The sequence below is a fragment of the Ihuprevotella massiliensis genome (assembly GCA_900095835.1).
GTDB classification, from domain to species: Bacteria; Bacteroidota; Bacteroidia; order Bacteroidales; family Bacteroidaceae; genus Alloprevotella; species Alloprevotella massiliensis.
This window is the reverse complement of the sequence record LT608321.1, coordinates 1,134,398-1,158,243: the sequence shown is the minus strand read 5'-3', so window position 1 is coordinate 1,158,243 and position 23,846 is coordinate 1,134,398. Positions and strand designations below refer to the sequence as shown.

At 48.3% G+C, this 23,846-nt stretch carries 14 protein-coding genes and 2 pseudogenes; 5 read left to right on the top strand and 11 right to left on the bottom strand.

Annotated features, from left to right (window positions below):
• The first annotated feature begins 158 nt into the window (after positions 1-158).
• Positions 159-4,061, top strand: coding sequence for a TIM-barrel domain-containing protein (locus tag BQ2633_RS04890; protein ID WP_075565473.1), 3,903 nt, complete (start codon positions 159-161; stop codon positions 4,059-4,061).
• A 929-nt stretch (positions 4,062-4,990) separates the two neighbouring features.
• On the opposite strand, the gene BQ2633_RS04885 is transcribed toward BQ2633_RS04890, so the two are convergent.
• Positions 4,991-6,121, bottom strand: coding sequence for an AI-2E family transporter (locus tag BQ2633_RS04885; protein ID WP_075565472.1), 1,131 nt, complete (start codon positions 6,119-6,121; stop codon positions 4,991-4,993).
• Positions 6,122-6,519: 398 nt separating this feature from the next.
• On the opposite strand from BQ2633_RS04885, the gene rsmI reads away from it, so the two are divergent.
• The 4 genes from rsmI (at position 6,520) to BQ2633_RS04865 (ending at position 10,460) form a co-directional block, all read left to right on the top strand.
• Positions 6,520-7,335 carry a 16S rRNA (cytidine(1402)-2'-O)-methyltransferase gene (rsmI, locus tag BQ2633_RS04880; protein ID WP_075565470.1) on the top strand — a complete coding sequence of 272 codons (816 nt, stop codon included), beginning with the start codon at positions 6,520-6,522 and terminating at the stop codon, positions 7,333-7,335.
• 47 nt (positions 7,336-7,382) lie between these two features.
• Complete coding sequence (locus BQ2633_RS04875; protein ID WP_075565468.1) at positions 7,383-8,252, top strand: Cbp1 family collagen-binding glycoprotein adhesin; 870 nt, start codon at positions 7,383-7,385, stop codon at positions 8,250-8,252.
• 139 nt (positions 8,253-8,391) lie between these two features.
• Positions 8,392-9,132, top strand: a complete 741-nt coding sequence (locus BQ2633_RS04870; RefSeq protein ID WP_075565466.1) for a glycine zipper domain-containing protein — start codon at positions 8,392-8,394, stop codon at positions 9,130-9,132.
• The gene (locus BQ2633_RS04865; RefSeq protein WP_075565463.1) at positions 9,129-10,460 is read left to right on the top strand and encodes an MATE family efflux transporter; all 1,332 of its coding nucleotides are present in this window, start codon (positions 9,129-9,131) and stop codon (positions 10,458-10,460) included. Before BQ2633_RS04870 ends, BQ2633_RS04865 begins: the two co-directional genes overlap by 4 nt.
• A gap of 222 nt (positions 10,461-10,682) precedes the next feature.
• Here BQ2633_RS04865 and alaS (BQ2633_RS04860) read toward each other — a convergent pair whose 3' ends face one another.
• The 10 genes and pseudogenes from alaS (BQ2633_RS04860) to menA all read right to left on the bottom strand — a co-directional run bounded on the left by alaS (BQ2633_RS04860) (position 10,683) and on the right by menA (position 23,826).
• The gene (gene alaS / locus BQ2633_RS04860) at positions 10,683-13,310 is read right to left on the bottom strand and encodes an alanine--tRNA ligase (protein WP_075565461.1); all 2,628 of its coding nucleotides are present in this window, start codon (positions 13,308-13,310) and stop codon (positions 10,683-10,685) included.
• Between the two features lie 264 nt (positions 13,311-13,574).
• A pseudogene (alaS, locus tag BQ2633_RS04855) lies at positions 13,575-15,239 on the bottom strand (alanine--tRNA ligase); the annotation flags it as partial.
• Between the two features lie 128 nt (positions 15,240-15,367).
• Positions 15,368-15,958: a DUF805 domain-containing protein gene (locus BQ2633_RS04850; RefSeq protein WP_075565458.1), complete on the bottom strand. Its 591-nt coding sequence runs from the start codon at positions 15,956-15,958 to the stop codon at positions 15,368-15,370.
• Positions 15,959-16,010: 52 nt separating this feature from the next.
• Positions 16,011-16,178 (bottom strand): hypothetical protein, encoded by a 168-nt coding sequence (locus tag BQ2633_RS11445; RefSeq protein ID WP_176720090.1) that lies wholly within the window; start codon positions 16,176-16,178, stop codon positions 16,011-16,013.
• Between the two features lie 17 nt (positions 16,179-16,195).
• A pseudogene (gene alaS, locus BQ2633_RS04845) lies at positions 16,196-17,998 on the bottom strand (alanine--tRNA ligase); the annotation flags it as partial.
• 128 nt (positions 17,999-18,126) lie between these two features.
• Entirely contained in the window at positions 18,127-18,717 is a 591-nt protein-coding gene (locus BQ2633_RS04840; RefSeq protein ID WP_075565456.1) for a DUF805 domain-containing protein, read from the bottom strand.
• A 112-nt stretch (positions 18,718-18,829) separates the two neighbouring features.
• Complete coding sequence (locus BQ2633_RS04835) at positions 18,830-19,357, bottom strand: DUF805 domain-containing protein (RefSeq protein WP_075565455.1); 528 nt, start codon at positions 19,355-19,357, stop codon at positions 18,830-18,832.
• Positions 19,358-19,387: 30 nt separating this feature from the next.
• Positions 19,388-20,158: a DUF805 domain-containing protein gene (locus BQ2633_RS04830; RefSeq protein WP_075565453.1), complete on the bottom strand. Its 771-nt coding sequence runs from the start codon at positions 20,156-20,158 to the stop codon at positions 19,388-19,390.
• Between the two features lie 52 nt (positions 20,159-20,210).
• On the bottom strand, positions 20,211-21,605 hold the full coding sequence (locus BQ2633_RS04825; protein ID WP_075565451.1) for a DUF5723 family protein: 1,395 nt from the start codon (positions 21,603-21,605) through the stop codon (positions 20,211-20,213).
• Positions 21,606-22,857: 1,252 nt separating this feature from the next.
• Positions 22,858-23,826, bottom strand: a complete 969-nt coding sequence (gene menA, locus BQ2633_RS04815; protein WP_075565447.1) for a 1,4-dihydroxy-2-naphthoate octaprenyltransferase — start codon at positions 23,824-23,826, stop codon at positions 22,858-22,860.
• Positions 23,827-23,846 lie beyond the last annotated feature (20 nt).

Here is a 23,846-nt window from a genome sequence, read left to right as displayed (position 1 = left end):
GTAATTTAGCAGTCAGAATCAAAATAATCTCTGAGAGAAAACCAACTTCATCTCTTGTTGCGCTTGAATGGTCTGCAAAGTTCTCTTTCCGCAGACGGAGAAAGTGCTGTGCAAAATGACGATTTTCAGGAAAATCTCAGACTATCTCATACTTCCACATGAAGCAAAAATCTTCTCTACTGCCTCAGGCTCTGGGGTTGGTCACCTTGGTGGGTGGCATGACGGCAGCACCTGCCATGGCGCAAGCTGCCGCCTCAGATGCAGGTGCAAACACTGTGACCGCAACGGCGCAAAACAGCCAGCAGACTACCGCGACCCCTGATCGTTCAGGCAAAAATTTGGTTTCGGCTCGTAAAGTCAACGATACCACCATTGAGTTTGTCAACAATCAGCAGCAGCGCATCACGCTCGACTTCTACGGCAATGGCATTTTCCGTCTATATCTAGACCCTGCTGGTCGCGCTCCTCACAACCCTGAAGCAACTCCTGCTGCAGACATTCTCGTGGAAAATCCGCGCCGTGGTGTAAAATCGCTTGATTTGAAAGGCGATGCCAATAACTTTACAGTGACGACTCCCCAAGTGACCCTCGTGTTCGACCGTGCCACGGGTGGTTTTGTGGTGAAGAAAGCCAGTGGTGAAGTCGTGTTCCAATCGCTCACCGCTCCTAGCTTCGACAATGATGGCACGCACCTCACACTTGCCAATCATGAAGGCGAATACTTCTATGGAGGTGGTGTGCAAAATGGTCGTTTCTCGCATCGTGGACAAGTGATTGCCATTGAAAACACCAACAACTGGGTGGATGGTGGCGTAGCTTCTCCCACGCCTTTCTATTGGAGCACGAAGGGCTACGGCATGATGTGGCACACTTTCAAACCTGGTCTTTATGACTTTGGCAACACCCAAGGCAATGTGGTGAAATTGCGCCATGCAGAGCAATATCTCGATGTGTTCTTCATGGTGGCAGATCGCCCCGAAGCCTTGTTGAGCAGTTTCTACCAACTAACCGGTAATCCTGTGCTGCTCCCCAAATTCGGTTTCTATCAAGGTCACCTCAATGCCTATAACCGCGACTATTGGACAGAAGCGAAGGATGGCCGTGGCTTCATGAAGATGGAAGATGGCAAGACTTACAACGAAAGTCAAAAGGACAATGGTGGCATCAAGGAGAGCTTGAATGGCGAACTCAACAACTACCAGTTCTCGGCTCGCGCTGCGATCGACCGCTATCTCAACAATGATATGCCCTTGGGCTGGTTCCTCCCCAACGATGGATATGGTGCGGGCTACGGACAAACCTCAACCCTCGATGGCAACATTGAGAATCTCCGCCAATTTGGCGACTATGCTCGCAGCAAGGGTGTGGAAATCGGTCTGTGGACACAAAGCGACCTTCACCCCAAAGACAGCATCGAAGCTCTCCTGCAGCGCGACATCGTGAAGGAAGTCGGCACAGCTGGTGTGCGTGTGCTCAAGACAGATGTAGCCTGGGTAGGTTGGGGCTATAGCTTCGGACTCAATGGTGTAGCCGATGTGGGTCGCATCATGCCTAAATATGGCAACAATGCGCGCCCCTTCATCATCTCTCTCGATGGATGGGCAGGCACTCAACGCTATGCGGGAATCTGGAGTGGTGACCAAACCGGTGGTGACTGGGAATATATCCGTTTCCACATCCCTACTTTCATCGGATCTGGACTTTCTGGACAACCCAACATCACTTCTGACGTAGATGGTATCTTCGGGGGTAAGAACATTCCCGTGAATGTGCGCGAATTCCAATGGAAAACCTTCACCCCCATGGAGTTGAACATGGACGGATGGGGTAGCAATCCCAAATATCCTCACGCACTCGGTGGCAAGAGCATCGCGCTCAATCGCTGGTATCTCAAACTCAAGAGCGAGCTTCTGCCTTATACCTACACTGCAGCCGCTGAAGCGGTGAATGGTAAGCCCATGATTCGCCCCATGTTCATGGAAGAAAGCAATGCCTACACACTGGGTAAGCGCACACAATATCAATTCATGTATGGTGACGCCTTCCTCGTGGCACCCGTTTACCAAAACACGGCAGCTGACGAACAAGGTAATGACCGCCGCGACGGTATCTACCTCCCCAAGGGAAATTGGGTGGACTATTTCACGGGCGACCTCTATGCTGGCGGACGCATCATCAACCACTTCGATGCTCCGCTCTGGAAGCTCCCCGTCTTGGTGAAGGCTGATGCCATCATCCCCATGGCAAATCCTAGCAATACACCTGCCGAAATCAAGAAAGACCTTCGCATCTTTGAGATTTACGCAGAAAAAGGCACCACCGCTGGTTTGTATGACGACGATGGCAAGACTCAAGCCTATCTCGAAGGCAAGCACGCCAACACCCCACTCAAGACAACGGTGAAGAAACAAGTGTTGACTTTCGACATTGATTGCACTATGGCACGTTTCCCCGAATTTGTCAAGATGCAACAAACGGAATTGCGTATCAATGTGTCTAAGGCGCCTAAGAAACTCACTGCCACCGTGGGAGGTGCTAAGGTGAAATTGGTGCAAGTGAACACACGCGAGGAGTTTGAACAAGGCACCAACGTGTGGTTCTACGATGCGAAGCCTAATCTCAACCGCTGGGTGCGCACTGGTGAAGAGAGTGTGGGCGAAGTCATCAAGAATCCTCAAGTGCTCGTGAAACTTGCAGCTACTGATGTCACAGAAAACGCGGTGAGTGTTACGGTGAAAGGTTTTGAGTTTAAGACCCCCAATCGCCTTCTCGTGCACCACGGCAAACTTGCTGCGCCTCGATTCAACAAGCAACAAAGTAAGGCTCAGGCCTACACGCTCCAACCTGCGTGGGATGCGGTAGAAAATGCCGACTACTACGAAGTGGAACACGATGGTCAAATCTATTCCACTATCCGCGCTCTGAATCATCTCTTCGACGATTTGGCACCTGTCACGAACTACTCGTTCCGTGTGCGCGCTGTCAATGCCGATGGCGCAAGTGAGTGGACAGATTTCCAACTCTCTACGGTGAAAGATCCTCTCGAATGGGCTGTGAAGGGTGTGAAAGCTACCACTTCGGTGCAAAACCAAGGTGGACAAGGCACGGACAAACTCTTCGACCGTGATTTGAAGACGATTTGGCACACTTCATGGAGCAACAAACAAGCCACACCCTTTGAAATGATTGTGGACTTGAGAGGTGTCAATCAACTAGAGCGATTTGAATACATTCCTCGTGAAGATGCAGGCAATGGAACGATTCTCTCGGGTGCGTATTCGCTCTCTACAGACCGCCAAAACTGGTCTGCTCCCGTGGCATTCAACTGGGAGAAGGATGGTGAAACCAAGACTGTGAAGTTCGGCGAGGGTGCTGCAGCTCGCTACATCAAACTGAACATAGAGAATGCTGTAGGCAACTTCGGTTCTGGTCGTGAAATGTATGTGTATCGTCGTCCTGGAACGGAAGGTGTGATGCAAGGCGACATCAACCGCGACAAGCGCGTGGACGAAAATGACTTGACTTCCTACATGAACTACACCGGTTTGCGTCGTGGTGATGGTGACTTCGACTATGTGGCGATTGGTGACATCAACAATAATGGTTTGATCGATGCCTACGATATCTCCTGCGTGGGTGTGGAACTCGATGGTGGTGTGCGCAATTCTTCCGACAAGGTGCGCGGACAACTTGTGCTGACTCCCAACGTGAAGACCTACAAGGCTGGCGACGTGGTGGAAATCAAGGTTTCGGGTAAAGACCTCCACTATGTGAACGCGCTCTCCTTCGGGCTCCCCTATAAAGCGGATGAGCTCGAATACAAAGGCATCACGCTCAAAGGCATGAAGGATATGGTGAATCTCACCTACGATCGCCTGCACACTTCGGGACAGAAGGCGCTCTATCCCACCTTCGTCAACCGCGGTAACAACTTCTTGCTCGAAGAGGGCAATCCCGAACTCTTCACCATCAAGTTTGTGGCTAAGAAAGCTGGTAAGTTCAACTTGAAAGCTGTGGACGGTCTGCTCATCGACCGCAACCTCGGCACCGTTTCTTTCTAAAAACGCTAAGACAGCGGGTGTGTCAAATTTTGACACACCCGCTTTTTTTGTGCCTTCAGGCACGAGGTGCGATTATGAATGCGCCAGTTCTGCAGAGCAAAAGTTATTTTCCGAAGCTGCAAACAAGCCCAATCACGAAGGGGCTGAAGCGGGCGACAGCTGTAGTGCCCCACTGCGATAGTGCAAGGTCGGATTGTTTCTTGAAAATGTAGGAGAACGTTGAAATAATGTCGGAGAATTTTTGGAAAACGTCCGACGTTTTTTAGAAAATCTCCCACGTTTTTGGAGAAACGTCCGAGATAATTTCTTTTTTGTCGGACCTTTTCTCGAACCTTTTGTCGAAGGCTTCGAGAGGGAAGAAATGGCAGATGAAAGATGAAATATTTTCGTTTGTGAAAAATGTGTGTTGAGGTGCTTCTCGCGCGCACGCGCGCACGCGCATTACAAGAGTTTTGTACTTTTTGCTTTCACAACCTTCACAGAAATCTCTATAATAAATTGATACACAGTGAATAAGAATGGTTTTTCGGACAAAATTTAACACTGGAGCGATGAAATGCCTTTGAAGGACCCCAAAAGTGGAAAAAGAGAGCCCGAAGAGAGACAAAAGAGAGGGGCAAGAAAAAGCCCCAAAATCGTACGAAATTGGGGCTATCGGTGAAGGTTGTGAAAGCAAAAAAACGAAATTGCTAGGGATGCGCGCGCGTACGCGAGGAAAACTGATGCGAAACGACCACCCTTGTGGAGCTCTTTTTGGGGGAACTATAAGTCGATTGCGCGAATAGAACAATAAATAGGTTTGTTTTGTAATGTTAATCTGGCAAAATGAGGGGAGTCTGAAGAAAATCTTCACTTTTTACCCTGTTTTTTGTCCATTCGCGCCAATTCTTCCCATATATATTTAGGGGGGGCAAGAAAAAGCAGAGGGATTATTCCCCCTGCTCTGACTCGAGTGTTTCTTCTGCAAAGCATTCGTCTTCCACAGCTTCTTCCAAAATGTAGCGCTGATAGTAGGCGAGCATGAGCGTGGTGAGCGGAAGAGCGACCATCAAGCCGATGATGCCAGCGATATATCCCCAAACTGAGAGGGAAAGCAAGACTACGGCAGGTGATAAGCCCATGATTCGTCCCATGATGCGAGGGGTGAAGATAGTGTCTTGCAACACTTGCACGACGATGTAAACCACAATGACGAGAGCCATCATGCCCCAAAACGAATGGCCGGTGTCTGCCATTTGCAGTAAAGCCAAGAGAGCGGCTGGCAAGATGCCGAGCACCTGAATGTAGGGAATGAAACTAAGGACACCCACGAAGATGCCCATGCCCACTGGCATGGGGAGGCCGATGAGCCAGAAACCAATGCTAAACATGACGCCATTGCTGATAGCCACTAGCACTTGTCCGCGGAAATAGCCTCGCATATTGTGCGCCACGTCGTTGGATAATTGCTCGAGGAACGCGCGTTGTGAGCGTGGCACATATTTGAGCCATACGGTGGAGTAGTGGTCGTAGTCGGTGAGCAGCAACACCAGATAGAGCAGGGCGAAAGCAGAACTAGCCAGGCTCACCACCACGTTGGCAGTGGATTGCACCACATTCCAAACATGGGGTAGGGAGGTGCGCACCATTTGCAGCAGATTATCTTGTTGCAGCATCTCCTCAAGTTGCAGTGACCCAATCCACTGTTGTAACAAATGCTGTAACCACTCCGGCAGCTGAGTGTTTTGTCCGCCGCTTTGGAGATAGCGCAAGAGGGCATCTTTGATGTGGAGCACACCCTCGATGAAGGGAGGTATGATGAGCCACAAGGCTCCCACCGCAATGGCAATGGCTAGGATGAGGGTGAGCACTACGGCTACAGAACGCGGACGAATGTAGCAACGATCGTGGAGAAATTTGACCACGGGGGCTAATACCCACGCGATGGCCCACGCTGCAAAGAAGGGAAGGAGAACTGCGCTGAGCCAGTTGAGGCCAGCGACAAAGAGGGCAAGTAGAGCCACAAAAAGTACTCCGCGAATGAAACGATCAAATGTGATTTCTTGGCGAAATAATTGCATAAAAAAAGGGGGATTGATGAGACGACAACGACGACCTCAGCATACGTCAGAAAGGAAGGGTGCATCTTTGACAAAGTCTCATATCATGAAAAGAAAAGGATGCTGCAAAGATAACACTTTTCGAGTTCGTTGGTCAAGTTTTTGGCAAATAATTTGTTGCAATGAGGTGAAAGTACTATTTTTGCAACTAGCAACTCCTAGAAGTAAACCTATAAAATGAGCCTGAAGTAGTTGAAAATGAATGGAGCATCCACCCTGGGATTCTATGGTTGTGGTGCTTCTCTACCTCAGCATTAGCCCGTGGCTCCTCTTCTCTTGGGCAGAGCAAAGACTTATATTGCATCACTTACAAGCTCTGCTGGTCTGTCTGAAGAAAACGATTCTATTCCCCCACCATCATGTTGTATCTTGTTCCTACGCCAGTTGGCAATTTGGAAGACATCACGCTTCGTGCGCTGCGCATCCTTAAAGAGGTGGATGTGGTCTTGGCTGAAGACACGCGCACCAGCGGAATCTTACTCAAGCACTACGACATTTCCACTCCACTGGTGAGCCACCACAAGTTTAATGAACACCAGACGGCTGCGACGCTAGCGGCGCGCATTGTGGCGGGGGAGACCATGGCACTCATCAGCGATGCCGGCACGCCTGCTATCTCTGACCCTGGGTTTATGCTGGTGCGTGAAGTGGTGAAACAAGGTGGCGAGGTGCAATGCTTGCCCGGTGCTACAGCTTTCGTGCCTGCCTTAGTGGCGAGCGGACTGCCTTGCGAGCGCTTCTGTTTTGAAGGATTCTTGCCCCAAAAGAAAGGGCGGCAGTCAAAGCTCCAAGCTTTGCAGCGCGAGGAACGCACGATGATTTTCTACGAAAGTCCTTATCGGGTGGTGAAAACTCTCGAACAAATGGTGGAAGTGTTTGGCGCAACGCGTCTTTGCAGTGCGTGCCGCGAGATTTCAAAGCTCCATGAAGAGAGCGTACGCGGCACTTTGCAAGAGGTGTTGGAGCATTTCCAAACCACTGAGCCCAGAGGCGAGTTTGTGCTCGTCGTGGCAGGGGCTCCCGACTCGGAGGTGGGTGACGCAGAAACGACAACGTCACACCGCACCAAACGAGCGGTTGTGGAGCGCGACCCCATCACAGGGCAACCACTCCAGACTTCTCCTACAGCGCCCACCGATAAAGCTGAATTGCGTCGCAGCAAGCGACATCGATGAGCACTGATCATTCCTTTTATTATTGACATCAACTAACACCTAAGCGTATGAAGAAAATAGCATTTCTCCTGATCGCCGTATTCGGTATGACTTTCATTTCGTGCAACACGAAGAAGGATAAGGAAACGGTAGCTGAACTCTCTGCTGCTGACTCTTTGCAACAGATTGTTGCGCAGAAAGATAAGGAGCTGACGGACATGATGACGACCATGAATGACATTCAGGACGGCTTCCGAAAAATCAATGAAGCCCAAGGTCGTATCACCACAGAACGTCGCCAAGGCGAGCGCAACAACCGTGCTCAAATCGTGGAAGATGTGAAACTTATCGAGAACACGATTCGTCTTAACAACGATTTGATCAGCAATCTCCGCCAACAAGTGAAGGCTTCTAAGTCAAACAATGCGGACCTTCGCAAGAAGATGGAGGCTACCGTGGCTGCTTTCACTGCTCAAATCGCTGATTTGACCAAGCAAATGGAGGAACTCCGTGCGGAACTCTCTAAAAAGGATATCCAAATCGCGGAACTTGGCGAACAAAACGCTAATCTCCAAAGCAATGTGAACGAACTCAGCGTGCAAAATGAAACAAAAGCACGCACTGTGGCATCACAAGACCGCGAACTCAATAGTGCTTACTATGTGTTTGGTACAAAGAGCGAACTGAAGGAACAAAACATCCTCAAGGGTGGTGAAGTGTTGCGCAACAACAACTTCAACAAGGATTATTTTACCAAGATTGATATCCGTGTGGATAAGGTGATTCGCCTTTACTCTAAGAGTGCTCGCTTGATGACTACTCACCCCGAAGGTAGTTATTCGCTCGATAAAGACGCGCAAGGTCAATATACGCTCCGCATCACAGATCCTACTCGTTTCTGGAGTGTGAGCAAATATCTTGTGATCACCGTGAAATAAGGCTTTCTAGCAAAGCTTCTTTCGACATTAAAAGATAGTTTATGCCTATTCCCACGTGGGGTTCTACGTAGGGATAGGCATATTTGCACCTTTGCGAACTAGGCAAAGGTATTGTCTCACTTATAATATGAATATGACAATGAAAAGATATTCTCTGATTTTTTCTTTCCAGCATGTGGTGAAAAATCTCGCATTAGCGTTGATGATTCCTTTCCTGATGAGCAGTTGTGTGAGCTATGATAGTTGGAACCGTACAACGACTGGCATGAGCCTTGGTGCTTTCTTTGGTTCTACCGTGGGAGGGATCCTCGGAGGTTATCGAGGTTCGGACATCGGTACACTCGTAGGTGGTGCGGCTGGGGCTGCTATTGGTGCGGCTACGGCAGAAAAGAACGCGCAGCAGCGCGAACAGGTGTACGATCAACGCTATGGTAGTCAACGCTATGATGGCTATCGCACACAAGATGGCAGATATGGCAATGAGCAAGTGGGCTATGGTCGCTACAATAATGGCAGTGATGTGTATGCTTCGTTCAACGGCATAGAGATTTCTAACCTCACTTTCTCTGACTACAATGGAGATCGTGCCCTTCAACCCGGTGAACGTGCACAGATTTCTTTTGATCTTTACAATAATTCTGGTCGCACACTCTATAACATTGCGCCAGTGGTATCTTGCGACTATAAGCGTGTGAACGTGTCTCCTACGGCTATCATTGGCGAGCTTCCTGCAGGACGTGCCATGCGCTACCAAGCTGAGGTCGTGGCTCGCAACAATGCGCGCGATCGTGAACTAGTGTTCCAAATCGCACTCCCTGATCCTCAAGGGCGTCTTTACCCTGTCAAAACTTTTAGTATCGAACTTTTTAAACGTAGATGAAATTTTCCTCGCATTATTCAGCAACACTCCGCCTAGGACTTCCCATTGCCATTGCGCAACTTGGCACGATTATCTTAGCTTTTGCCGACACCATCATGGTGGGGCATTATAGCACACCTGCGCTCTCGGCAGCATCGTTTGTCAATAGCTTGTTTAATCTGGCTACCATGATTATTTTAGGCTATAGCTACGGATTGACGCCCTTCGTTTCGGCAAAGTATAGTCAGGGAGACAAGGCTGGAGTGGGTGCGATTATGCGCCGAGGGCTCATGATGAATCTCTTCTTTGGGGCAGGAGTGCTCTTTTTCTTTGGTGTCCTGTATTTCCTTCTTCCCTATCTCAGACAGCCAGAGGCGTTGCTCCCACTCATGCAGTCGTATTACATTACGCTTTGGGTGTCGCTCTGGTTTGTGGTGCTCTTCACAGCAGCGCGCCAGTTCACCGACGGTATCACCTATACCAGTTTAGCGATGTGGCTCATCTTGGCAGGAAATGTGATCAATATCGTGCTGAACTATCTGCTCATCTTTGGCATAGGTCCATTTCCCGAATGGGGGCTCTTTGGTGCGGGGTTCGCTACTATGGTGAGCCGCATATTGGTGGCAGTGGTTTTGTTGGCAATTATCTTTTGGGGTAAGCGTTTTGCTGATTTCCGCCTTCCACTCTCGGCTGATAGCCTCTCGCAGTTGCCCTCGTTACGCGATATTCATCGCAAGTCGTGGCCCGTGAGTTTGCAGATTGGTTTGGAAACTTTCTGTTTTGCTGGTTCGGCTGTGATGACAGGATGGTTGGGAGAAATTCCGCTCGCGGCTTATCAGATTCTCATGACTTTAGGCACGCTGGGATTCACCCTTTACTATAGTTTGGGGGCTAGCATGAGCATTCGTATCTCTTACTTCCTGGGACAAAATGATAAGGCTGAGGCTTTGTTGGCTGGAAAAGCGGGAAGAAATTTGCTTTTGCTCAATGCTACTTTGTCTTCGATGCTGTTTTATTTTGCCGGTAATGTGATTGTTCATCTCTTTACGCGAGATATGGCTGTGATTTCAGCTGCACTTGCCCTGCTAGTGCCGCTGGTGGTATACCAATATGCTGATGCGCTGCAGATTTGTTACGCTAATGCGCTGCGCGCTACGCAACATGTGTTGCCGATGACGTGGAGTTCTGCGGTGGCTTACCTTGTGGTAGGCATGCCTGCGGCGTATTTGATGGGCTTTACGCTGAAGGGCGGTGTGGAAGGTATCTTTTATTCATTTGCTATCTCGCTGATGGTGGCTGCGCTTCTCTTTGCGTTTTTCTATCATCGATTTATGAAGGCGAAAAACTAGCAAGTTTGGCGTAGTTTAGGCAGATTGGAAGAATGTGAAGCGAAATAGGCAATGTTTGTTTTGTTTGTTTTGATGAACGAATAATGTATTGTGTAGTTGCTTTGTTTGTTTTGATGAATGTGATGCGCAATGTTTGCTTCATCTCTTCCGAAAATCAGGGTTATAACGAAAAATCCCCATTTGCATGACGCAAATGGGGATTTTTGTGTGTGGTATTTCGGATTAGAAACCTGCGAGTTCAAGCACTTTGGCAACGGCTTCGTCAAGACCTGCGGTGTTCTTACCACCTGCAGTGGCGAAGTGGGGAGCACCACCGCCACCACCTTGGATGAGGCGTGCGGCTTCTTTGACGAGATTGCCAGCATGGAGCTGACGACTTGCAATGAGGTCTTTGCTCACCATGACAGTGAGTAGAGGTTTGTCATCGTGTTTCGAACCGAGAACGAGGAAGGTGTTTTCGGGCAGCTGTCCTGACACTTGGAAGGCGAGGTCTTTCACTGCGCCTGCTTCTACGTCCATGGGGAGAACTTGTGCAATGACTTTGACACCATCAACTTCTTTGGCGGCTTCGATGAGGCGACCTTTGAGTTGTCCCACGCGTTCGCGAACGGCAGCTTCCACTTGCTTCTTCAAGTCGGCGTTTTCGTCGATGGCTTTTTGCACAGCGGCTTTCACATCCTTAGCATTGTTGAAGAATGCGCTGACATCGCTGAGAATGTCTTGTTGGAGATACATGCTTTCTTCTGCTGCTTCACCGGTGATGGCTTCGATGCGGCGGATACCTGCCGCAACACTGCTTTCGCTCACGATGCGGAAGAGACCGATCTTACCAGTTGCACTAACGTGTGTACCACCACAGAACTCTACGCTATCACCAAATTGTACGACACGCACAGTGTCACCATACTTTTCTCCGAAGAGTGCGATAGCACCCATGTTCTTCGCTTCCTCAACGGGCACATCGCGGTGGTCTTGGAAGGGGATGTTTTCGCGGATACGACCATTGATGATGCGCTCGATTTGACGAATTTCTTCGGGAGTCACCTTTTGGAAGTGAGAGAAGTCAAAGCGAAGGCTACGATCGTTATTGAGCGAACCCTTTTGTTCTACGTGAGTGCCGAGGACTTCGCGGAGTGCTTGGTCGAGCAAGTGAGTAGCGGTGTGGTTGGCTTCAATCTTGTGACGACGATCCACGTCAACACATGCCATGAATTCTGCTTCGGGGTGCTTGGGAAGTGCCTTGGTGAGGTGGATGGGAAGGTTGTTTTCGCGCTTGGTGTCGAAGATTTCCACTGTTTCTTCCTCATTGATGAGCACACCAGTGTCTCCCACTTGTCCACCCATTTCAGCATAGAATGGCGTGTTGTCCAGTACGAGTTCGAAGTAGGTTTGCTTCTTTTGTTGCACTTGACGATATTTCAAGATACGGCAACCATATTCGGTGTAATCCCAACCGTGGAAAGTGGTGTTGCCTTCTGCCAAAACCACCCAGTCGCCTGTTTCTGTGGCTGCGGCATTGCGCGCGCGCTCTTTTTGTTGTTGCATTTCTGCATCAAAACCAGCTTCGTCCACGGTGAGACCGGCTTCAGAACAGATGAGTTCGGTGAGGTCGAGGGGGAAACCATAGGTGTCGAAGAGGGTGAAGGCTTCTTTTCCTTCCACCACTTTGTTGCCTGCTGCCTTCGTGGCTTCAATGATATTTTCCAAACGGTTGATACCAGTGGCAAGGGTGCGGAGGAATGATTCTTCTTCTTCGCGAATCACCTTGGTGATGAGTTCTTGTTGTGCAGGAAGTTCGGGATATGCACCTCCCATCTCTTGTACGAGGGTGGGAACGAGGCGGCAAATGAAGGCTTCGCGCTGGTTGAGGAAGGTGTAAGCGTAGCGCACTGCACGACGCAAGATGCGACGAATCACATAACCTGCTTTCGCGTTGGAGGGAAGTTGTCCGTCTGCGATGGAGAACGCGATGGCGCGCAAGTGGTCAGCAATAACACGCATTGCCACGTCGGTAGCTTCTTCTTTTCCATAAGCAAAACCAGAAAACTCTGCGATTTTGCGGATGATGGGTTGGAAAATGTCGGTGTCGTAGTTGGAGTTTTTACCTTGAAGCACACGCACCAAACGCTCAAATCCCATACCGGTGTCGATAACCTTGTGGGGAAGACCTTCGAGAGAACCATCGGCTTTGCGATTGTATTGCATGAATACGAGGTTCCAAATCTCGATTACCTCGGGGTTGTCTTGATTGACGAGAGAAGCTCCAGAAACTTTGGCTTTTTCTTCTTCGGAACGTCCATCGATGTGGATTTCTGAGCAAGGACCACAGGGACCGGTGTCACCCATTTCCCAGAAGTTGTCGTGCTTATTACCGTTGATGATATGATCTTTGGGGAAGTAGCGTTCCCAGATAGCCGCAGCTTCGTCGTCGCGCTCGAGCCCAGCTTCCTTGTCACCTTCAAAGACAGTGACGTAGAGATTTTTGGGATCAATCTTGAGCACTTCCACCAAGAATTTGTAGGCGAAAGTGATGGCGTCTTCCTTGAAGTAGTCGCCAAATGACCAGTTACCGAGCATTTCAAACATCGTGTGGTGGTAGGTGTCGTGTCCCACCTCTTCGAGGTCGTTGTGCTTACCACTCACGCGCAGACACTTCTGAGAGTCGGTCATGCGGCGGCATTTGGGTTCTGTGTGTCCAAGGATAATGTCCTTGAACTGGTTCATACCCGCATTGGTAAACATGAGGGTGGGGTCATCTTTAATCACCATAGGAGCGGAAGGCACGATGAGGTGTCCATGCTCCTCAAAGAAACGCTTATAAGATTCGCGTATTTCGTTTGCAGTCATCATACTGTTTTCTAAACTATTTGGGTGCAAAGGTACGATTTTTTGAGCGAAAATCGAGCGATTCTGCCACGAATTGTGGCGGAATCGCTCGATGTATGAGAGAGTTGAGAGGAAATGTCTCCTAAAGGAGCTTATTGTTGATGGGTGTATCCACCATTATTGGGTTGTTGGTATCCACCATTATTGGGTTGTTGATATCCACCATTATAGGGTTGTTGATATCCTCCGTTATTGGGTTGTTGGTATCCATAAGGTGCTCCTTGANCGACGATCCACGTCAACACATGCCATGAATTCTGCTTCGGGGTGCTTGGGAAGTGCCTTGGTGAGGTGGATGGGAAGGTTGTTTTCGCGCTTGGTGTCGAAGATTTCCACTGTTTCTTCCTCATTGATGAGCACACCAGTGTCTCCCACTTGTCCACCCATTTCAGCATAGAATGGCGTGTTGTCCAGTACGAGTTCGAAGTAGGTTTGCTTCTTTTGTTGCACTTGACGATATTTCAAGATACGGCAACCATATTCGGTGTAATCCCAACCGTGGAAAGTGGTGTTGCCTTCTGCCAAAACCACCCAGTCGCCTGTTTCTGTGGCTGCGGCATTGCGCGCGCGCTCTTTTTGTTGTTGCATTTCTGCATCAAAACCAGCTTCGTCCACGGTGAGACCGGCTTCAGAACAGATGAGTTCGGTGAGGTCGAGGGGGAAACCATAGGTGTCGAAGAGGGTGAAGGCTTCTTTTCCTTCCACCACTTTGTTGCCTGCTGCCTTCGTGGCTTCAATGATATTTTCCAAACGGTTGATACCAGTGGCAAGGGTGCGGAGGAATGATTCTTCTTCTTCGCGAATCACCTTGGTGATGAGTTCTTGTTGTGCAGGAAGTTCGGGATATGCACCTCCCATCTCTTGTACGAGGGTGGGAACGAGGCGGCAAATGAAGGCTTCGCGCTGGTTGAGGAAGGTGTAAGCGTAGCGCACTGCACGACGCAAGATGCGACGAATCACATAACCTGCTTTCGCGTTGGAGGGAAGTTGTCCGTCTGCGATGGAGAACGCGATGGCGCGCAAGTGGTCAGCAATAACACGCATTGCCACGTCGGTAGCTTCTTCTTTTCCATAAGCAAAACCAGAAAACTCTGCGATTTTGCGGATGATGGGTTGGAAAATGTCGGTGTCGTAGTTGGAGTTTTTACCTTGAAGCACACGCACCAAACGCTCAAATCCCATACCGGTGTCGATAACCTTGTGGGGAAGACCTTCGAGAGAACCATCGGCTTTGCGATTGTATTGCATGAATACGAGGTTCCAAATCTCGATTACCTCGGGGTTGTCTTGATTGACGAGAGAAGCTCCAGAAACTTTGGCTTTTTCTTCTTCGGAACGTCCATCGATGTGGATTTCTGAGCAAGGACCACAGGGACCGGTGTCACCCATTTCCCAGAAGTTGTCGTGCTTATTACCGTTGATGATATGATCTTTGGGGAAGTAGCGTTCCCAGATAGCCGCAGCTTCGTCGTCGCGCTCGAGCCCAGCTTCCTTGTCACCTTCAAAGACAGTGACGTAGAGATTTTTGGGATCAATCTTGAGCACTTCCACCAAGAATTTGTAGGCGAAAGTGATGGCGTCTTCCTTGAAGTAGTCGCCAAATGACCAGTTACCGAGCATTTCAAACATCGTGTGGTGGTAGGTGTCGTGTCCCACCTCTTCGAGGTCGTTGTGCTTACCACTCACGCGCAGACACTTCTGAGAGTCGGTCATGCGGCGGCATTTGGGTTCTGTGTGTCCAAGGATAATGTCCTTGAACTGGTTCATACCCGCATTGGTAAACATGAGGGTGGGGTCATCTTTAATCACCATAGGAGCGGAAGGCACGATGAGGTGTCCATGCTCCTCAAAGAAACGCTTATAAGATTCGCGTATTTCGTTTGCAGTCATCATACTGTTTTCTAAACTATTTGGGTGCAAAGGTACGATTTTTTGAGCGAAAATCGAGCGATTCTGCCACGAATTGTGGCGGAATCGCTCGATGTATGAGAGAGTTGAGAGGAAATGTCTCCTAAAGGAGCTTATTGTTGATGGGTGTATCCACCATTATTGGGTTGTTGGTATCCACCATTATTGGGTTGTTGATATCCACCATTATAGGGTTGTTGATATCCTCCGTTATTGGGTTGTTGGTATCCATAAGGTGCTCCTTGACCATTAGGATTTCCCCAATAGTTGCCGTTATTTCCTATACCTTTAGGGTTAGGACCATATTGGTTCTCGCCTGGAGTACTATCCGTGCAATAGAAAACAAGGAGCACAATGCCAGTGATAACGTTCACATAGGGAATCATTCCAATGAGCATTAACCAACCACTTTTTCCGGTGTCGTGTAGACGGCGTGCTGTTACAGCCCAAGTGGGGACCAATAATCCCAGACAAGCAATGATACCGACAAACGATAGCAGAGCACCAAGTATAATAAGTGCAGAAGGTGACCCTGAGGTTGAATAGTCTTGAAAAGCCCCACCCGCAACTAATAGAATAAGACCAATAAATATGGGTAAAAAGACGAAGAGAAAATGGAAGAGGGTATAAAACCAAAACTCAGAACGGCGAGCACGACCGTTGAAGTCGGCATAGTGCTGAAGACAATAGAGGAAATACTTCATAAAAGGATTATTTAAAGGGTTTATTGTTGAGATGAATGTTTAAGCACTTCAATTATTTCTTTTCCTTGAGGAGAATACCATTGTTAATGAGTGTATCCACCATTATTGGGTTGTTGATATCCACCATTATTGGGTTGTTGATATCCACCATTGTTGGGTTGTTGGTATCCACCATTATTGGGTTGTTGATATCCTCCATTATTGGGTTGTTGGTATCCATAAGGTGCTCCTTGGNTTTTGGAAGTGAGAGAAGTCAAAGCGAAGGCTACGATCGTTATTGAGCGAACCCTTTTGTTCTACGTGAGTGCCGAGGACTTCGCGGAGTGCTTGGTCGAGCAAGTGAGTAGCGGTGTGGTTGGCTTCAATCTTGTGACGACGATCCACGTCAACACATGCCATGAATTCTGCTTCGGGGTGCTTGGGAAGTGCCTTGGTGAGGTGGATGGGAAGGTTGTTTTCGCGCTTGGTGTCGAAGATTTCCACTGTTTCTTCCTCATTGATGAGCACACCAGTGTCTCCCACTTGTCCACCCATTTCAGCATAGAATGGCGTGTTGTCCAGTACGAGTTCGAAGTAGGTTTGCTTCTTTTGTTGCACTTGACGATATTTCAAGATACGGCAACCATATTCGGTGTAATCCCAACCGTGGAAAGTGGTGTTGCCTTCTGCCAAAACCACCCAGTCGCCTGTTTCTGTGGCTGCGGCATTGCGCGCGCGCTCTTTTTGTTGTTGCATTTCTGCATCAAAACCAGCTTCGTCCACGGTGAGACCGGCTTCAGAACAGATGAGTTCGGTGAGGTCGAGGGGGAAACCATAGGTGTCGAAGAGGGTGAAGGCTTCTTTTCCTTCCACCACTTTGTTGCCTGCTGCCTTCGTGGCTTCAATGATATTTTCCAAACGGTTGATACCAGTGGCAAGGGTGCGGAGGAATGATTCTTCTTCTTCGCGAATCACCTTGGTGATGAGTTCTTGTTGTGCAGGAAGTTCGGGATATGCACCTCCCATCTCTTGTACGAGGGTGGGAACGAGGCGGCAAATGAAGGCTTCGCGCTGGTTGAGGAAGGTGTAAGCGTAGCGCACTGCACGACGCAAGATGCGACGAATCACATAACCTGCTTTCGCGTTGGAGGGAAGTTGTCCGTCTGCGATGGAGAACGCGATGGCGCGCAAGTGGTCAGCAATAACACGCATTGCCACGTCGGTAGCTTCTTCTTTTCCATAAGCAAAACCAGAAAACTCTGCGATTTTGCGGATGATGGGTTGGAAAATGTCGGTGTCGTAGTTGGAGTTTTTACCTTGAAGCACACGCACCAAACGCTCAAATCCCATACCGGTGTCGATAACCTTGTGGGGAAGACCTTCGAGAGAACCATCGGCTTTGCGATTGTATTGCATGAATACGAGGTTCCAAATCTCGATTACCTCGGGGTTGTCTTGATTGACGAGAGAAGCTCCAGAAACTTTGGCTTTTTCTTCTTCGGAACGTCCATCGATGTGGATTTCTGAGCAAGGACCACAGGGACCGGTGTCACCCATTTCCCAGAAGTTGTCGTGCTTATTACCGTTGATGATATGATCTTTGGGGAAGTAGCGTTCCCAGATAGCCGCAGCTTCGTCGTCGCGCTCGAGCCCAGCTTCCTTGTCACCTTCAAAGACAGTGACGTAGAGATTTTTGGGATCAATCTTGAGCACTTCCACCAAGAATTTGTAGGCGAAAGTGATGGCGTCTTCCTTGAAGTAGTCGCCAAATGACCAGTTACCGAGCATTTCAAACATCGTGTGGTGGTAGGTGTCGTGTCCCACCTCTTCGAGGTCGTTGTGCTTACCACTCACGCGCAGACACTTCTGAGAGTCGGTCATGCGGCGGCATTTGGGTTCTGTGTGTCCAAGGATAATGTCCTTGAACTGGTTCATACCCGCATTGGTAAACATGAGGGTGGGGTCATCTTTAATCACCATAGGAGCGGAAGGCACGATGAGGTGTCCATGCTCCTCAAAGAAACGCTTATAAGATTCGCGTATTTCGTTTGCAGTCATCATACTGTTTTCTAAACTATTTGGGTGCAAAGGTACGATTTTTTGAGCGAAAATCGAGCGATTCTGCCACGAATTGTGGCGGAATCGCTCGATGTATGAGAGAGTTGAGAGGAAATGTCTCCTAAAGGAGCTTATTGTTGATGGGTGTATCCACCATTATTGGGTTGTTGGTATCCACCATTATTGGGTTGTTGATATCCACCATTATAGGGTTGTTGATATCCTCCGTTATTGGGTTGTTGGTATCCATAAGGTGCTCCTTGACCATTAGGATTTCCCCAATAGTTGCCGTTATTTCCTATACCTTTAGGGTTAGGACCATATTGGTTCTCGCCTGGAGTACTATCCGTGCAATAGAAAACAAGGAGCACAATGCCAGTGATAACGTTCACATAGGGAATCATTCCAATGAGCATTAACCAACCACTTTTTCCGGTGTCGTGTAGACGGCGTGCTGTTACAGCCCAAGTGGGGACCAATAATCCCAGACAAGCAATGATACCGACAAACGATAGCAGAGCACCAAGTATAATAAGTGCAGAGGGTGACCCTGAGGTTGAATAGTCTTGAGAAGCCGCACCCACAAGTAATAGAATAAGACCAATAAATAAGGGTAAAAGGGCGAAGAGAAAATGGAAGAGAGTGTAATACCAAAACTCGGAACGGCGTGCACGGCCCTCGAAGTCGGCATAGTGCTGAAGACAATAGAGAAAATACTTCATAAAAGGATTGTTTAAAGGGTTTGTTGTTGAGATGGCTGTTTTAGCACTTCAATTATTGCTTTCCCTTGAGGTGAATACCTTGTTGATTTGGATGTCCACCATTATGGGAAGCCTATTGATCTGGATCTGCGTTGTTTTCTTCTTTGGGGTTCGGACCAAATCTATTTACCCCTTGTTGGCTGTCTCTGCAATACCAAACCAGTAGAAGAATTTCTGCAGCTATGTGACAAATGATGGAGACGAACAAGAGGATTGAAAGCAGCTTTTCTTCCCTAAAAATAGAGAAGCCACGCATATCTGCGCCCCATATGACATATAAGCATAGCAGATACGCGAAGGTCATTACAAAACCATACATAATGAGTCCAGTAATGATGGTCAATAGTTGCCACCAACCGCTTCGATTCGTGTCGTGTAAGCGTCGAGCTGACACAGCTAAATTAGGAATAAATAAGGCAATAGGATATACAAATCTTAAGAAGCCCAAATCTATTCCTATTACTTCTTTTATTGCTAAAACGATAAGGTAAATACCAATTTCAATCAGAAAGTTGAAGAGCTGAAAGTACCAATACTCAGAACGACGTGCACGGCCGCCGAAGTCGGCATAGTGCTTAAGACAATAAAGGAAATACTTCATCAAATAAATTCTTTTCTAAGAAAAGACTACTTATCGTTGGTAGTGGCTATCCCCGCCATTCGGGTCCTTTTCGTAGTTGTCCCCTTCTCCATTTTGGGGTGTTTGAGGTGTACTGCCGTAGGGTGGTTGTTGGGGTGCATCACAAGGATTCTGTTGCGCACCATAAGGAGGTTGCTGCGGAGCATTCATCCCTCCATAAGGCTGCTGTCCGTAAGGAGGTTGCTGCCCACCATAAGGATTCTGTCCATAAGGTTGCTGTTGAGGATTTCCAAAGCCATGCCTCATCATTTCTTTGGGATTAGGACCATATTTGTTGGTGCCTGGTTGACTATCGGTGCAGAGCCACACTAAGAGGAAAATACCAAAGAAGAGCGAAAGGAATAGACAAAGAAGAATGCCCACAACGGTTATCCATGGAATATCCTCTGGGCGAATTTTGTTCATCTCGTAGAAAGAGAACTCTGAAAAGATTTGGACAAACAACACCACAAAAAATACGACGGTCAAAAGGATAGGGAGATGGTAAGATAAAATCCACCATCCACTTTTTCCTGTGTCGTGCAATCGACGCACCGTCACTGCTAAGGAAGGAATGAAAACAGCCAAACCGTAGATATTGCCGATGAGTACCACCCAAATCATATCATCGTTGACCCACAGCAAGCTTTGGGACATAATGTTCAGTGCGTTTGAGATGACGAAGTTGAAGAGCACAAAGAACCAAAACTCTGAACGGCAGGCTCGTCCACTGAACTTTGCATAGTTCTTAAAACAATAGATGAAATAGTCAAAGGGCTTCATTCGGTTCTATTTTTATTTTAGGGATTAAAAAGTCTGCTTGATATAGTACAGCCTAATCGAGAGGAATCGTAACCCCCAAGTTGATGTTGTTGGCACGGCTGCTGAATAGACCATCTTCAGAGAAGGCTCCGGAGAAGTAATCTGTGCCTACAAATACTTGGAAATGTGGTGCTTGCACGGTGAGCATGGCGCCGAAATTTATGCTGTTTTTTACGAGTGTGGTGCTCACACCCAGTTCGATAGGAGCTATGGGATGCCATGCAGCACCGAAGGTAAGTTGGTCGAGACTGAAGTTGCCTTCAAGATGCTTCGAATAGAGCACCCCCACATTCAGGTGTTTCGCGAAAGGAAGTTCATATTTCGCCCCTAAGTTGAGCGTGCTTTTAAGAGCAGATTTTTTAGTCGTTTTGCCACCGTCACGGAGCGAAAGGAGTTCTTGAAGGTCGTCCTTAAATTGCTCCACACCATCTTGTAGCATTTTGCCGTTTTCGTCCTTTGTGTTACGGAAACCCTCAAACGACCAAGTACGATAAACATCATTGTTGAGGGCATAAGCCTTCGTGTGATTGATGAAGCCCAAGTCTGTGAGTGAGGCATTCACGGTGAGTCCCTCGACACCATGCACCTCATAGATGACACCAAGGTCAGCACCAAGTCCCCAGCCAGTGATGCCAGGAGATAAGTCTTCAAGGCCATCGAAACGCCCTTTCTCGTTGAAAGTGGGAGGAGTGTTGAGCACAGCCAGTGTGCCGCGTGTACGTCCCGACACTGACCAGCCCAAGCCAGCCTGCTTCACGTCCAAATTGTCCGCTTGGATATCTGCATACCCCACTCCTATCAAACCTTTTACCTTTGCGCCCACCGTGAAATGGTTGCCCACATTGTGCGCATGACCGAGTGCTATTTCAGCATAAGTTTGGTGGTTGAGCGCCAAATGGTCAAGGTAATAAGCATTTCTGTCGTTTGACTCCTTGGCATAGTGGAAGAGCTGGTTAGGCAATTCCAAGCGAGAAGAGGATCTAAGGTTTATTTCAACCAAATTGGTTCCACCAAATCCATTCACAGCTATGGAAAAAATGTTTTCGTTCAAATCCACGTCGAGCGATAAATCTTTAGTACCCAGTCTGCTGTAGAATTGTTTGGGGGTTACCTCTGTGTTCATAAAGGTGTCATATTCCTTTTTTCCTGTAGTGGGGTCGGTCACTTTATAGACGAAAGCATCCGTGTTGTGGCTGCTGATGGTGCTCGCATAGATATTGCCTAAGAAGGGGAACACCAAATAGGGATTATCCTCGAGCAATGCAGGGTTAATCTGGTGGCGGAATTTAGAAGTTTCCATGAAGAAACCAGTACGAGCTGTTTGTGCTGTAATTGAATTGACAAAGCAACTAGTACTTCCCAAAATGAGCAATATAAAAGCGAGGAAGCGGAGCCAATTTTTCATCATAGTTTTATAAGTGATAAGCAAAGGTGATAGTCGATTCTTTAGAGCGATTGCAAAATGGCTGTTTTTGCAATCCTTCTGTTTCGATGGAGAAAGGGCATAACAGCTTTGTATAGAGGAAATCAACATCACCAGCCCGTTGTTGTGGACAGAGATAATTTTGAGCGGTTCTAAGGAGGCAATAATTTTTCATCAAGAGCGATAGAGTTTACCTCTGTGATCCGCTGCAAATGTAGAAAGAATTGTTCAATCTAACAAATAAAATGCAGACAAACGCAAATTTTTTTTACATGAGTATCCAGATATTTGCATCGGTGGTGCGAGAAAGTAGGTCGTAGCTAGCCCCGCACTCATTACTAGTGCGCTCTCTATATATATGGGATGAATTGCGTTAATTGGCGCACAATAGAGATTAAGAAATGTTGTAACGCCGATTTTGTTAAGTACTTTTATAGGTTGGCGGTGATTTGGGCAGTGAATGAGCGCGCCATGGGAGGTTATGCGTGGGACGAAAACTGGACGGCTGAAAAAAGGAGAATGCGAAGGGGTGAGAAAATCCTCGCGTACGCGCGCGCCTTCCCTGGGATTTCGCACTTTTTGCTTTCACAACCTTACCGATGAGGCTTTTTGCCATTCATTTTGCACCTCGAACTGATGCTTTTTTGTGGGACAAAAGCGGTTTTTTCTAGGGAACCTGGACAAGGACTTCCAAAAATATAGGACATTTCTTTGAAAACGTGGGAGATATTTTGGAAAAAGTCCAATGTTTTTGGAGAAATGTCCAACGTTTTTGGAGAAATGTCCAACGTTTTAGCACCTATCTCGGAAAAAGGCTAAGCCAAAAAGCCTTCTATCTTCTTGATAATGTTTTTCTTACAAAGAAAACTGTGAAGGTTGTGAAAGCAAAAAGTGCAAAATCGCTGTAATGTGCGCGCGTAACGCGCGCACGAGAAGAGCGGATACTAGAGGTGAGCCATAGAGCACGAAAAACGAACACCGCGCAAAAGGGCAAAAATCCCTTTGCGCGGTGCTCAAAACTTAAATAAGCACAATAAACCCCTGAAATCAACATCTTTTACACTCCATTATGCTCCATTTAACGCAATTCGTTCCCTATAGATGAAGGGGGCAAAGCGAAGGAAGTCTAGCAGATTGCTCTCATCGGCTCACCGTCTGGCAGCAGCATTGTCGGTCGTGGGCATGGAGCTGCGGTGGTGAGCATGAGAGGAGTTGTGCGTCTGCCACAGTGACTGGATTACTGCAAGCAGGGTTGCAGAAGTAGACCCACGCAGAAGCTGAGGGCAAAGAGGAGAATGTTGCGGGAGGTGGCGCCCAAAAGCGCATTGAGTGCGCGACCATGGCGAATGCGCTTCAGCTCTTGCCAAGTGTGTAAGTGAAGAGGTAGGAAAATTAAGGGCACAAACACAGGCAGATACTGCACCCAGACGTTGCTAAAGGAGGTGGGCAAGTGGTAGCAAAGTGCAAAAAGGAGCAACAGAGCTCCCACACCAAGCAAGAGATAAAACGCAAGTGTGTAGCGTTCGCCTAAATAGACCACCAGAGTGCGCTTATTTACCCGAGCATCGTTGTCGCGATCGCGAAAATTGTTGATCACCAGCAATAAATCCACCACGAGTCCAATGCTCAACCCTAGGAGGAGCGCAGGAAGGGTGAGGTGATCGGTGAGCAAAAAGTAGGTGCCACCCACTGGAATCAAACCAAAGAAAATGAGCACCATAACATCCCCTAGCGCCAGACGGCTCAAGTGAGTGGTGTAGAGAAAAGCACCTGCCCCACAACTTACCCCCACTAATCCTAGCCACAGCGCCAGTTGGGCGAAGTGGTATTGCGAAGCGTGGGCAAAGAGGACTAAGCTGCACAGTCCTACTGCGGCAGCGAGAACGAGGGTGAGGGTTATGCCTCGCTGCATGGCTTGTGGAGTAATCCAACCTTGTGCACAGGCGCGTTCCGGACCGAGTCGGTCTTCTCCATCGCGTCCACGGCGGAAGTCGATGAGGTCATTGATGAAATTTGAAGCGATTTGCATCAATCCAGCAAAAGCCGCGCAGAGCACCGCCAAAAGTGGCGCTGCAGCATGGGGAGTGTCGCTGGCATAGGCTAGAGCAGTGGCTGTCACCACCGAAACGAGTGCGCCCGAGAGGGTCTTAGGCCGAGCTGCCAACCACCACGCGCGCAGAGAATGAGGAGCACCTTGTGAGTTCATACAGCGAAGATAGAAGTTTT

Bases quoted from the DNA above. Each gene is read 5' to 3' on its own strand.
- BQ2633_RS04890 (WP_075565473.1), top strand. From the start codon at position 159: ATGAAGCAAAAATCTTCTCTACTGCCTCAGGCTCTGGGGTTGGTCACC.
- BQ2633_RS04885 (WP_075565472.1), bottom strand. From the start codon at position 6,121: ATGCAATTATTTCGCCAAGAAATCACATTTGATCGTTTCATTCGCGGA.
- rsmI (WP_075565470.1), top strand. From the start codon at position 6,520: ATGTTGTATCTTGTTCCTACGCCAGTTGGCAATTTGGAAGACATCACG.
- BQ2633_RS04875 (WP_075565468.1), top strand. From the start codon at position 7,383: ATGAAGAAAATAGCATTTCTCCTGATCGCCGTATTCGGTATGACTTTC.
- BQ2633_RS04870 (WP_075565466.1), top strand. From the start codon at position 8,392: ATGAAAAGATATTCTCTGATTTTTTCTTTCCAGCATGTGGTGAAAAAT.
- BQ2633_RS04865 (WP_075565463.1), top strand. From the start codon at position 9,129: ATGAAATTTTCCTCGCATTATTCAGCAACACTCCGCCTAGGACTTCCC.
- alaS (WP_075565461.1), bottom strand. From the start codon at position 13,310: ATGATGACTGCAAACGAAATACGCGAATCTTATAAGCGTTTCTTTGAG.
- BQ2633_RS04850 (WP_075565458.1), bottom strand. From the start codon at position 15,958: ATGAAGTATTTCCTCTATTGTCTTCAGCACTATGCCGACTTCAACGGT.
- BQ2633_RS11445 (WP_176720090.1), bottom strand. From the start codon at position 16,178: ATGGATACCAACAACCCAATAATGGAGGATATCAACAACCCAATAATG.
- BQ2633_RS04840 (WP_075565456.1), bottom strand. From the start codon at position 18,717: ATGAAGTATTTTCTCTATTGTCTTCAGCACTATGCCGACTTCGAGGGC.
- BQ2633_RS04835 (WP_075565455.1), bottom strand. From the start codon at position 19,357: ATGAAGTATTTCCTTTATTGTCTTAAGCACTATGCCGACTTCGGCGGC.
- BQ2633_RS04830 (WP_075565453.1), bottom strand. From the start codon at position 20,158: ATGAAGCCCTTTGACTATTTCATCTATTGTTTTAAGAACTATGCAAAG.
- BQ2633_RS04825 (WP_075565451.1), bottom strand. From the start codon at position 21,605: ATGATGAAAAATTGGCTCCGCTTCCTCGCTTTTATATTGCTCATTTTG.
- menA (WP_075565447.1), bottom strand. From the start codon at position 23,826: ATGAACTCACAAGGTGCTCCTCATTCTCTGCGCGCGTGGTGGTTGGCA.